This window comes from Microbacterium sp. 16-032 (assembly GCF_041079455.1).
Taxonomy (GTDB): domain Bacteria; phylum Actinomycetota; class Actinomycetes; order Actinomycetales; family Microbacteriaceae; genus Microbacterium; species Microbacterium testaceum_A.
The window spans coordinates 589424-600459 of sequence record NZ_JBFYGQ010000001.1; the positions used below are offsets into that span (position 1 = coordinate 589424).

The 11036-nt window shown below is 71.7% G+C and carries 11 protein-coding genes; 2 read left to right on the top strand and 9 right to left on the bottom strand.

Annotation, left to right across the window (positions count from 1 at the left end; all coding sequences use genetic code 11):
• Nucleotides 1-153 precede the first annotated feature (153 nt).
• Genes AB6V31_RS02665 through AB6V31_RS02680 form a run of 4 tightly spaced genes read right to left on the bottom strand, consistent with a single transcriptional unit; the run spans nt 154 to nt 3222 of the window.
• Complete coding sequence (locus AB6V31_RS02665; RefSeq protein ID WP_056225133.1) at nt 154-831, bottom strand: response regulator transcription factor; 678 nt, start codon at nt 829-831, stop codon at nt 154-156.
• On the bottom strand, nt 828-2132 hold the full coding sequence (locus AB6V31_RS02670; RefSeq protein WP_369363864.1) for a sensor histidine kinase: 1305 nt from the start codon (nt 2130-2132) through the stop codon (nt 828-830). Before AB6V31_RS02670 ends, AB6V31_RS02665 begins: the two co-directional genes overlap by 4 nt.
• A 4-nt stretch (nt 2133-2136) precedes the next feature.
• Nucleotides 2137-2565, bottom strand: a complete 429-nt coding sequence (locus tag AB6V31_RS02675) for a GNAT family N-acetyltransferase (RefSeq protein WP_369363866.1) — start codon at nt 2563-2565, stop codon at nt 2137-2139.
• A 48-nt stretch (nt 2566-2613) separates the two neighbouring features.
• A complete protein-coding gene (locus tag AB6V31_RS02680; RefSeq protein ID WP_369363868.1) occupies nt 2614-3222 on the bottom strand; it encodes a GntR family transcriptional regulator in 609 nt (202 codons plus the stop codon).
• Between the two features lie 308 nt (nt 3223-3530).
• On the opposite strand from AB6V31_RS02680, the gene AB6V31_RS02685 reads away from it, so the two are divergent.
• Nucleotides 3531-3737, top strand: coding sequence for a cold-shock protein (locus AB6V31_RS02685; protein WP_056225145.1), 207 nt, complete (start codon nt 3531-3533; stop codon nt 3735-3737).
• A gap of 60 nt (nt 3738-3797) precedes the next feature.
• Here AB6V31_RS02685 and AB6V31_RS02690 read toward each other — a convergent pair whose 3' ends face one another.
• The 5 genes from AB6V31_RS02690 to AB6V31_RS02710 form a co-directional block, all read right to left on the bottom strand.
• Nucleotides 3798-5861, bottom strand: coding sequence for a bifunctional lysylphosphatidylglycerol flippase/synthetase MprF (locus AB6V31_RS02690; protein ID WP_369363870.1), 2064 nt, complete (start codon nt 5859-5861; stop codon nt 3798-3800).
• Between the two features lie 61 nt (nt 5862-5922).
• Complete coding sequence (locus AB6V31_RS02695) at nt 5923-7119, bottom strand: hypothetical protein (protein WP_369363872.1); 1197 nt, start codon at nt 7117-7119, stop codon at nt 5923-5925.
• Entirely contained in the window at nt 7112-7816 is a 705-nt protein-coding gene (locus AB6V31_RS02700) for an HAD hydrolase-like protein (protein ID WP_074694488.1), read from the bottom strand. Before AB6V31_RS02700 ends, AB6V31_RS02695 begins: the two co-directional genes overlap by 8 nt.
• A 47-nt stretch (nt 7817-7863) precedes the next feature.
• On the bottom strand, nt 7864-8562 hold the full coding sequence (nucS, locus tag AB6V31_RS02705) for an endonuclease NucS (protein WP_074694487.1): 699 nt from the start codon (nt 8560-8562) through the stop codon (nt 7864-7866).
• 9 nt (nt 8563-8571) lie between these two features.
• Nucleotides 8572-9828, bottom strand: coding sequence for a sugar MFS transporter (locus AB6V31_RS02710; protein ID WP_056225160.1), 1257 nt, complete (start codon nt 9826-9828; stop codon nt 8572-8574).
• 78 nt (nt 9829-9906) lie between these two features.
• On the opposite strand from AB6V31_RS02710, the gene AB6V31_RS02715 reads away from it, so the two are divergent.
• Nucleotides 9907-10956, top strand: coding sequence for a LacI family DNA-binding transcriptional regulator (locus AB6V31_RS02715; protein WP_074694486.1), 1050 nt, complete (start codon nt 9907-9909; stop codon nt 10954-10956).
• Nucleotides 10957-11036: the final 80 nt, after the last annotated feature.

Sequence of the window (11036 nt, forward strand, 5' to 3'; positions counted from 1 at the left end):
CGCCCCCAATACCCCGACCCCGCGCGGACGCGGCGGCGGAGCCTGCTCACGCCGTGGAAGCAGTCTTGCCCCGGTGCGCGCCCCCCGCGTGCGCGCGCCAGCCGGGGTCGCGGGGCGGCGCGGCACCCCGGTCGGCGATTTCATCCGATCGGACTACGCCCCGGGGCGCGGAAGGCCGTTGCGCGCTCCCCACAGCGCGAGCTGCGTGCGGTCGTCGAGGTCGAGCTTCCGCAGTGCCGACGCGGTCTGGCTGCGCACGGTGTTCACCGACACGCTCAGTCGCTTCGCGATGTCCTCGGTCGAGGTGACCCCGCTGCTGAGCAGCCCCACGACCCGACGCTCCGCCCCGGTCAACAGGGCGACCTGCTCGGGCTCGGCGGGGGTGCTGCGCGCTTCGCGGAGCTCGCGGATCACCCTCGGTGCGACGCGAGGCGAGATCGTGGCCGTTCCCGCGGCCGCGCCGCGGATGACCGGCAGCAACTGGTCGCTGTCGTGACCCTTCAGCAGATACCCGCTGGCGCCGGCTTCGATGGCGTCGACGACGAATGCGTCCGAGACCTCGCTCGTCAGGAGGATGACGCGGCATCCGCTCTGCTCGTCCGCCGTGATCAGGCGCGTGGCTTCGATCCCGTTCATGCCGGGCATGTGCAGGTCCATGAGGACGACGTCCGCGCGCTCGGCGTGCGCGAGGACCACCGCGTCGCGACCGTTCGCGGCTTCTCCGGCCACGCGGATGCCCGTCGCGTTCTCGAGGCGGAGCCGGATCCCCCGGCGCACCGTGCGGTTGTCGTCGACGATGAGCACGCGGATGTCGGCGCCGGGCGTGATCACGGCGTCAGAACGCGGGTCGAGGCCTCTGAGGCGCTGAGCGGGGCCTCCATGATCACAGCCCAGCCGCCCGTGGAGACGGGACCGGCGGTGAGAGTGCCGTGCAGCAGGTCGACGCGCTCCGCCATTCCAGCAAGTCCCCATCCGAGCCCGGTCGGAAGATTGGATGCCACGGCCGCTCGCCCGGGTTCGTTGCCGACGGCCACACGGATCGACGTCGGCGCCACGCGCACGTCGACCGACACGCGAGCGCCGGGGGCGTGCTTGCACGCGTTCGTCAGCGCCTCCTGCACCACGCGGTAGGCGGTGGTGGAGACCATCGCGGGCAGGTCGTCGACCCCGGCGTGAACGCGGACGACGATGTCCATCCCGCGTGACGACCAGTAGTCGAGCAGCGCGTCGAGCGAGCGGAGGTCGAGGGTCGGGTCGGCGCGCGCATCGCTCTCGGCACGCAGGTCGCGCAGGGCCGCGTAGAGGCTGGCCGACGCGAAGCGTCCTTCGGCGCGCATCTCGGCGATGAGGGTCGCGGCCTGGGCGGCGTCCAGGCCGTCGATGTCGACGGCCGCGTCGGCCAGAGACAGCAGGCCGGCGAGGTGTTGTCCGGCGACGTCGTGCAGCTCCTGGGCGATGCGGGCGCGCTCCCGCGTTCTCGCGCGTTCGAGATCGGCTTCGTGCTCGGCGGCGGCTGCGGCGAGCTCCGCGCGCGCACGCCGCAGGCCGGACATGCGCCTCGCCCACCAGATGCCGAGCGCCGCGGCGCCCGCCACCGGTGCGCCGAACGCGAGCCCCGCGCTGAGGACGAAGCTCCACGCGATGGCCGCCGGCGCCCCGGTGGAGGTCGACCACAGGGCCAGGATGCCGACGGCTGCGCCGATCACCACGACCGTCCAGAGGACCGCGACGGCCGCGCGCCGCTGCGCGGCGAGGAGGAAGACGGCGATCCCCACCACCAGGGGGAGGGCCCCCAACCACCGCGGGATGTCGAGACCGGCGACGAGGGCGAGGTAGCACGCGGCCGTGCCCAGGGCGGCGACGACCGGGAAACGGGGAGACAGCAGAAGGAACGCGCTCTGCGCCGCGCACCCGGCGATCACCAGGGCGATGACCACGCCGAAGGGGATGCGGTAGTCCCAGACCACGTCGCCCTGCAGGATCGTCGCGAGGGGATCCGACAGGGACTGGACGACGGTGACGACGAACACGATGACGACGAACGCCGTCATGACGCGAGGACGACTCAGGATGCGGGTGAAGCCCTCGGCACCCGCCGTGCGGGGGTTCGGTTCTTCGTCACTCGTCGGCACCGCGTCACTCTAACGTCGGCGGCAACACGTAGACCACGTCGTCGCCGTCGCGCTCGTGCTCGACGAAACCGATGCGGGCCAGGACCGCGTGCGAGGGCTGATCGTCGACGGAGACGCACGCGTAGAGGGGACGCTCGGCCTCGTGCGACGTGAGTAGCCGCAGCGCTTCGGTCGGGGCGTCGTCGTGCGCCGAGGGCGAGACCGCGAGCAGGATCTCGCGCTCCCCGTCGATGTCGAGTGCGGCGGCGAGCCCGACGACGGCGTCGTCCTCGATGATGACGTGCGCGTCGACCTTCGCGTCGTCGCTCCAGCGGTCGAAGGCCGCCCGATCGTCGAACGCGGCGCGCGGCCACGCGGAGGTGCTCGCCGTCACCGCGCGGAAAGCGGCATCCCGGTCGTCGTCCTGAAGGGCTCGCAGCTCGATGTGGGGCATGGCGTCACGCTAACGGGAGCGGGGGAGCGGGCCACCGCTCTTGTGCGCTCAGGCGAAACCGTGCAGGGCGAGGAAGGTCCACGTGGCGCCGTTTGTGTCGCGACGGGCGATCTGCTCGTGCAGATGGCGGAACAGGGTGTCGCGCGTGCCGTCGTCGACGCTCATCCAGCCCTCGAGATTGCGACGCAGCACGAGATCGATCTGCACGAAGGTCTTCTGGAAGACGACATTGCGCGAAATGGCCACGAGGTGCGAAGCCAGGGCAATCATCGCGTTCACGTATTCGGGCGAGTTTTCGGCGGAATGCAGCTCTTCGACGATGCGCGCCGTTTCGACGAGTTCGTCGTCGGAGCAGCGGGGCAGGGCCACGTGCAGGACGGCGGCGATCGTGTGCGCGGCGTACTCGCGCATGTCGTTGCGAGCGCGATCGGTCAGGGCGGCCACGCGGGTGTACCGGTTCGCCGCGACTTCGACCAGCCCGATGCGCTCCAGCCTCTGTAGGGCCTCGCGCACCGGAGTGCGGGATATGCCCATGAGCGTCGCCAGCTCGATATCCCGCAGCCGGTCACCCGCCTGGAGTCGACCGTCGACGATCGCCTCGCCGAGGGCCCTATAGGCCTCGTCGACGAGGGCGGAAGCACGCCGACGACTATCCATCAGCCGGATTTTACGGCCCTCGGTTACCACAGCACATGGCCAGAACTTGCTGATTCTTCGTTTTCGTGTCGCGCGCGGGCCTCTGCGCCGGTAAAGTGATCGCCGTCACGCCTCGCGTGACATATCCGGGGGGATCCGTCGACGCCCGGGCTTCGAGCTTGCTCAGCCCGGGCGTCGTATGGGCTTACGGCGTATGACGCCGCGCAACGTTTGTGTCACGGACCCGTGCGCGAGAAGAGTCCGGCCGTTACCGTGAAGGCACAGACCGGCGCGCTCGGCGCCGGCTCAAGCGGAAAACGGCACAACGAATGAGCACGCAGGGCACGGTCAAGTGGTTCAACTCCGAAAAGGGCTTCGGCTTCATCGCCCCCGATGACGGCAGCCAGGACGTCTTCGCGCACTACAGCGCGATCCAGTCGGGCGGTTACCGCTCGCTCGAAGAGAACCAGCGCGTCGAGTTCGAGGTCGCCCAGGGCCCCAAGGGCCTGCAGGCGGAGAACATCCGCCCCCTCTGATCTTCATCGGCTCCGGCCGGTCGGGCCCCGGGCGCGCGTTCTTCGCGTCGGCCGGGGCCTTCAGCGTTCGTGGCGCACGAGGTCGACCCCCGCAGCGGCGAACTGGCCCAGCGTCGCGTGCGGAAGGAACGCTCGCGTGAGGGCGGCGCCGATGCGGGTGAGATCCGCCTCGTCGCGGTAGAGCAGGTACATCGTCTCGTAGCGCGGGTGGAACTTCTGCTTGAACCGGTGCAGCGAGGCGAAGCCGTAGACGGGCTCGAGCATCGCGGCCATGCGCTCCTGCAGATCGGCGATGGCGCCGGCATCCGCGGGGTACTCATGCGCCAGCGGAGCACCCGACAGGGACATGATCTGCGCCCCCTCCGCGGAGAACTCCCGGGCGGACGCACCGATCAGGAACTCCATCACGGGCCCGAAACCGCCGTCGCGCCGGCGCATCAGGTCGAGCGTCCACCCGCGGATCCCGCCCTCGCCGTAGATCGGGAGCCACGACAGGAAACCGTCGACGTCGCCCTGTGGTGACACCGCCAACGCGAGGCGCACCTCGGCATCGGCCGCCTCCTGCAGCGTGCCCAGGGTGAAGCCCATCTCGGGCAGCCCCTTATCGCCCACCCAGCTCTCGGAGATCGCGCGAAGCTGCTGGCGCACGCCCCAGGTCTCGTCCGAGAGTCTCGACAGGCGGAACGTCATGCCCTCGCGCTCGCCGCGGTTGAGCGAGGTGCGCACCGCGCCCCACGCCTTTCCGGTGAACTGCAATCCCGGAAGATCGACCACGGTGTCGTCGGCGACGACGATGCGCCGCCAGTCGCCCGGAACGGCGTCGGCCGTGGTGTCTCCGGCGCTGAAGAAGCACGGCGCGAGACCCGCGGCCTCGGCGGCGTCGATGAACGAGCGGACGGTCCGATCGCGGGAGGACGGGGGGCCGAGCGGATCCCCGAGCGCCAGGGCCACCCCGGAGCGTCGCTGGTAGGCCACGATTCCGCGGCCGAAGCGGGCGTACGACATGCCGTCCCACGTCCTCATCCACGACAGTGTGCCCCCGCCGCTCGCGTGCAGCTCCTTCTTCACGTCCTCCACGGTCGGCGCAGGCGTTTCCCCGAGCGCCGCGCGCGGCCGGGCGCGGAACGCGGCCCGCACGAGGAGGAAGTACACGGATGCCACCAGCCACAGCGCCGACGAGGCCAGGACGCTGGTGAAATCGGCATCCAGATCCGCTTCGACCCCGGTGAGGCCCACCAGGAGCAGGACGGCGAAGAGGAGGACCACGAGCAAGAGGTTCAGGGCGCTGTAGAGCATCACGACGACCCACGCCCAGCGGCGGCCGCGGCGCAGGGCGGTTGCCACCACGAGGACGACGAGCGTGTTGACGGCGACGTCGATCCACGAGCCCGAGGTCGCCGCCGACGAGCCGAACGGACCGGTCATCGGGGCGACGTACCCGAGGATCTCGAACGCGCCGAGTGCGCACAGCACCACGAAAGCGATCAGGCGCTGCTCGCGGACGCTCACGCGCTGAGGGCGCAACGACCGGTCGACACCGAGCACGAGGGCGACGGCGAGGACGCGCTCGAGGTCGGGGAGCGAGCCGTAGTAGAGGAACGTGAGGGCCAGACCCGCGATCATGACCGTCCAGCCGCGCAGGCGCCACGGCGAGGGGAGCAGCGCGAGAGCCGCGGCGAGACACGCGAAGACGCCGCCGGACGGACCGACGTCGAGGGCCATGGCCTGCTGCTGCGCCCACGGCCACGGCAGGAAGGCCGCCACCCAGAGGAGCAGCGACGCGGCGAAGATCGAGAAGAGCTGTCCCACGGTGAAGTACGCGGCGGCGACGCGGGTGCCGCGGCGCACCTCGAGGAAGCCCATCCCGACGAGCGTCGGGATGCCGACGAGGTACAACCAGGGCGCACCGACCACGAACGTGCCGGTGACCGGCGTCCACCAGCGACCGGCCTCGAGGGCGGGAAGGCCGTAGGCGAGCGAGGCGAAGGCGTCAGAGGCCGCGAACGGGCTCCAGAGGGCGCCGGTGGCGACACCGACGACCACGAGGATGCCGACCAGGACGAGCGTGGCCGGTAGTCGGCGCGCGAGGTGCGTCGCCCGTCGGAACGTCGAGTTCTCCGCCATGCCGCTCACGATAGGGCACGGTCGACCCGCCCGTTGGGGAGCAGGTGCGGCGGGCGGCGGCTCAGGCCACGGGATCGGAGACGGCGTGCCACCCGGCACGCGCGTGGGCGAGGGCTTGCTCCGCATCGGTCGCCGCCCGAGCCGCGGCCAGCTGCCGACGCGCGTCCTCGAGGCGCAGTCGTTCGCCGATCGCGGCGGTGGACCCGCGTGCCTCGGCGGCGGCCAGAGCGGCGCGCGCGCACGCGAGGGTGCCGGGGAGGGCGGCACGAGCGGCCTCGAGACGCTCGCGGGGGCTCATCGCGTCGCCGAGGGCGTCGTCGCGCGTCTCGCGGACCCGGGCGACGGTCGCGATCGCCCACCGCGGCCGACGGACGGCCTCCGCGGCGGCCAGGTCGAGGTCGCGCGCCGCAGCGCGCAGACGGTCGAGGGCGTCGGGTGCCGCTTCGGCCGGGCGGCGGGATGCCGACGCGGTCGCCGCCTCGATCTCGGCCCGCGCGGCAACGAGTTCGGCGTCCGCGTTCTCGGCCGCCTGCAGGGCGACGCGATGCGCGTCTTCGACGGCGCGCAGCTGCCGTTCGGCGCGCAGGAGCGCGGCGGTGGCCGCGACGAGGTGGCCCCCATCGGGCTCGGAGGCCGCGCGCTCGAGGGCGTCGGCGACCTCACGGAGGGCGTCGGATGCCGCCCGCGCGGCCGTCTCGGCATCGTCTCGGTCTTCGCGCGTGAAGCGATCGCGCAGAGCGGTCACCAAGGGCTCGGGGTCGCCTGTCGTCTCGATCAGCTCGTCGCGTCGACGGCGGGTGAGCTCGAGGAGGTCGGCCGGGGTACGGTGCGCCCGCGCCCACTCCTGCAACTGCTCCCGAGTGCGCTCGACTCGTCGGATCTGATCGTCGAACCCGGCGCGCAGTCTGCGCGCGTCGTCGGCGCGCCGGGCCGCGACGCCCGTGTCGGCCTCGAGCCGCGAGAGGTCGGCGAATCCGCGGTCGCGCGCCCGGACGGCCGCCGCGCGGGCTCGGCGGAGATCGGCCGGCTCGTCCGCGGCATCCATCGCATCGACGGCGCGGAAGGCCACGTCGAGCCGGGACACAGCGTCATCCAGACGCAGGAGCGCCTCGCCCGCTGCGGTCACGGCCCGGGCAGCCGTCGCGCGCGCCCGCGGTGAGCGACGAGAGAACCGCACGGCGATCACGATCACCCCGACGACCAGGGCCGCTACGAGGAGGGCGACCGCCGCGGGGATCACCCCCTCGAGCTCAGACACCGGCGGAGGCGTCCGATTCCGACGAGTCGTCGATCAGCAGGAGGGCGCGGAGCTGGTCGACGTCGTCGACGGCGGCCTGGGCGCCGTCCGCCTCGTGGGGCCAGCTGAAGCCCCAGCGCACGAAGATCACCGGCACCCCGGCATCCGCCCCTCCCTCGACGTCGTGGTGTCGATCGCCGATGAGGATGGGGCGCGAGGTGTCGGCTCCGGCGGCCTCGAGCCGGCGCAGCGCCTCGCGCACGACGTCGGCCTTGGTGCTCAGGGTGCGCTCGTCGAGGGTGGCGCCGACCATGGCCTCGAGGGAGGGGGCGAGACCGAAGTGGTCCATGAGGGCGACGACCTGCACCTCGGGCTTCGAGCTCGCCGTCGACTGCGGGATGCCCGCCGCGTGCAGCTGGTGCACCAGTTCGCCGACACCCGGGTACAGGCGCGCGCTGACCGTGTAGCCCTCGCTCTTGTTCAGCCCGCGGTAGAACGTGACGGCCTCGGTTGCCTGCTCGGGCGTCATGCCCACGTTCACTTGGAACGACTCGTACATCGGCGGACCGATCCAGCGCGACAGCTCTCCGCGCACCGGGGGCGTCCGCCCGAAGTGCTCCAGCGTGATGGTCAACCGGCGGAGGATGCCCTCCGATGCGTCGACGAGGGTTCCGTCGACGTCCCACAGGACGCAGGAGAAGGGAGAGCGTGCAGACATGCGTCCACGCTACCGGCGCAGCATCCGCCCGGCTCGATCCGGCGCGGTCAGAACAGGCGCGGGGCGCCCGACTGCACGCCCTTCATCTCGTCGTAGTCGAGGACCAGGCACCGGATGCCGCGATCGGTGGCGAGGACGCGGGCCTGCGGCTTGATCTCCTGCGCGGCGTAGACGCCCGTGACGGGCGCCAGCAGGGGGTCGCGGTTGAGGAGCTCGAGGTAGCGCGTGAGCTGCTCGACGCCGTCGATGTCGCCGCGACGCTTGACCTCGATCGCCACCGTTCCCTTGCCGTCGTCGTTGCGCAGGAGCAGGTCGACGGGGCCGATGGCGGTGGGGTACTCGCGGCGCACGAGGGTGAGGTTCTCGCCGACGACCGAGACCTGTTCGGCCAGCAGCCGCTGCAGGTCGGCCTCGACGCCGTCCTTGATCAGGCCCGGGTCGACGCCGAGGTCGTGGGCGGTGTCGTGGATGACCTCGTGGATGCGCACCAGCAGCGCATCACCGGTTTTCGCGTGCGTCACGCGCCACCGCTCGATCACGCCGTCTTCGACGTCGACCTCGTCGGGCTGCTCGAGGGTGAGCGAGCACGGCGGGCTCATCCAGTTCAGCGGCTTGTACGAGCCGCCGTCGGAGTGCACCAGCAGACTGCCGTCGTTCTTGTGGACGAGCAGGCGGGTGGCGAGGGGGAGATGCGCGTTGAGGCGGCCGGTGTAATCGACGGAGCAACGGGCGATGACGAGACGCACCCCCTCAGCCTAATTGCGCCCCGCCGCGTCGCGTCGCGCGGGCTCGGCCTCCGCCTTCTCGGAGGCGACGAGCGGCTTGGCCGCGCCGGAGAAGAGTCCGGATGCCACGATCAGGCCGACCACGATGAGCAGGGTGTTGAGCAGGCCGATGTGGTCGCCGATCCATCCGAGGATCGGGGGACCGCAGAGGAAGGCGACATAGCCGATGGTGGCGGCCGCGGCCACGCGGGAGGCGGCCTTGGCGGGGTCGTCGGCGGCGGCGGACATGCCGATCGGGAAGCCCAGCGAGGCGCCGAGGCCCCACAGGGCGGCACCCACGAAGACCAGCGGGCCGTACGGAGCCAGGATGAACAGCAGCAGGCCGGCGGCGGCGGTGCCGGCGAGCACCCGCAGGACGAGCACGCGCCCGAGGCGATCGACGACGGGACCGCCCGCGATGCGGCCGACCGTCATGGCGACGGAGAAGACCGCCAGCACCGCCGGTCCCGCCTCTTCGGGCGCGCCGTGGCCGTAGACCACCGCGGAGGGCAACCAGTCGTTCGCGCTGCCCTCGGCGAAGGCCATGCCGAGCATGATGACGCCGAGCGTGTAGGTGCGCGGCTCACGCCAGGCCTGCAGCGACACCGAGAGGCGCTCGCGCCAGTGGGCGCGCTCCTCGTCGGCGGGGGCGTCCATCGCGACCTCTGCCCGCGGCACGTTCGCGACCGACACGAAGGCGACCACGATGATCACGACCCCCATCGCGACGCAGTGGGCGATCACCGGGATGCCGAGGCTCACCGCGACGAAGCCGAGGCCCGCTCCGATGACGGTGCCGAAGCTGAAGAAGGCGTGCAGCAAGGGCATGATCGTGCGCCCGGTGGCCTTCTCGAGTGCCGCTCCCTCGACGTTCATCATCACGTCGACGGCGCCGTTGCCGAATCCGAAGAGCGCGAGGCCCACGAGGGCGACGGCGAAGAGCTGCAGGGAGTCCGCCCCGAAGCCGATGATCATGAGCCCGATGCCGACGAGCAGCAGGGCCACGAGCATTCCGCGGCGCGCGCCGATGCGCGCCATCACGGCGGGGGCGATCGACAGACCGATGATGGATGCCACGCCCATGCCCAACAGCAGCAGCCCGACGCCGGAGTTCTCGATGCCGAGCGATTCGCGGATCGCGGGCACCCGCGACGCCCAGGTGGAGATGCTGAGCCCGCTCGCGAGGAAGATGGCGCAGATCGCGATGTGCCAGCGGACGAGCTGGGATCGGGTGAGCGTCGAGTGCATGTCGACACTGTACCGAATCGATTCGACGCATATCGAATCGATTCGGCAGGGCGCCCGGTCGGCAGGTACGATCGGCCCGTGAGCACCCGTCGCGCGACCATCAGCGATGTCGCCCGTGAGGCCGGCGTCTCGGCGTCGACCGCCTCGGTGGTGTTCAGCGGCAAGACGCCCACCTCGCCGGCGACCCGGGCCCGCGTGCTGGCCGCCGCCGAGAGCCTGGGCTACACCGGACCGGATCCGCGCGCGGCCTCGCTGCGTCGCGGACGTTCGGGCATCGTCGGCGTGGTCTTCGACCAGCACCTCGGGACCGCGTTCCTCGATCCCGTGACCACCCACATGATGGACGGACTGGCCGACGGCGTCTCGCGCCTGGGTGCCGCGCTCCTGTTGCTGCGCGACGACGGCGAGACGGTGAGCGAACCCTCGTTGCACACCGCCCCCATCGACGCCGCCGTCCTGATCGGCTGCAGCCCGCGCATGCGCGATTCGCTAGAGATCGTCCGAGGCCGCGGCATCCCGGTCGTGGTCGTGGAAGGCGACGCGGGTGAGGGCGTGCCGCAGGTGCTGCTCGACAACACCGAGGCCCAGAGCGCGGCCGCGCGCCACCTGTCGGCGCTCGGCCATCACGACGTCGTCATCGTCACCCTCCCCACCGACACCGCTCGTCGTCGCGGCTGGATCGCCGACGACGCCGAGGTGCGCGTCGACGTGACCGCCGACCGTCTGGCCGGAGCCCGCGCGGTGTTCCCCGACGCGCCCGCGGTGGCCGCCGCCACCAGTTCGATCGACGAGGGCACCATCGCCGGTCGGGCGATCTTCGCCGATCCCGACCACCGCCCGACCGCTGTCATCGCCCAGAGTGATCTGCTCGCGGCCGGGGTGATCCGCGCGGCCGAAGAGGCGGGGCTCCGCGTCCCCGATGACGTGAGCGTCACCGGATTCGACGGCGTGGTCGTCGACGGCCTCGCCCCGCACGTGCTGACCACGCTCGTCCAACCCGCCACCGCCAAGGGTCGGGCGGCCGGTGAGGCGGTCGCCGCGATGCTCGAGGACGAGACGCCCTCGGGGCTCGACCTGCGGTGCACCTTCCGCGAGGGGACCACGACCGCTCCGCCGCGTACCACATGAGTCGACGGGTGCTGGGACTCTCATGCTCCGCATAGAATAGGGACGACACCCCGAGAGCCCGGGCACCCGCCCGTCGACCC

What these genes read in the sequence shown, in the direction of transcription:
- AB6V31_RS02675 (WP_369363866.1), bottom strand. Translation starts at nt 2,565, where the DNA reads ATGCCCCACATCGAGCTGCGAGCCCTTCAGGACGACGACCGGGATGCC.
- AB6V31_RS02680 (WP_369363868.1), bottom strand. Translation starts at nt 3,222, where the DNA reads ATGGATAGTCGTCGGCGTGCTTCCGCCCTCGTCGACGAGGCCTATAGG.
- AB6V31_RS02685 (WP_056225145.1), top strand. Translation starts at nt 3,531, where the DNA reads ATGAGCACGCAGGGCACGGTCAAGTGGTTCAACTCCGAAAAGGGCTTC.
- AB6V31_RS02690 (WP_369363870.1), bottom strand. Translation starts at nt 5,861, where the DNA reads ATGGCGGAGAACTCGACGTTCCGACGGGCGACGCACCTCGCGCGCCGA.
- AB6V31_RS02700 (WP_074694488.1), bottom strand. Translation starts at nt 7,816, where the DNA reads ATGTCTGCACGCTCTCCCTTCTCCTGCGTCCTGTGGGACGTCGACGGA.
- AB6V31_RS02710 (WP_056225160.1), bottom strand. Translation starts at nt 9,828, where the DNA reads ATGCACTCGACGCTCACCCGATCCCAGCTCGTCCGCTGGCACATCGCG.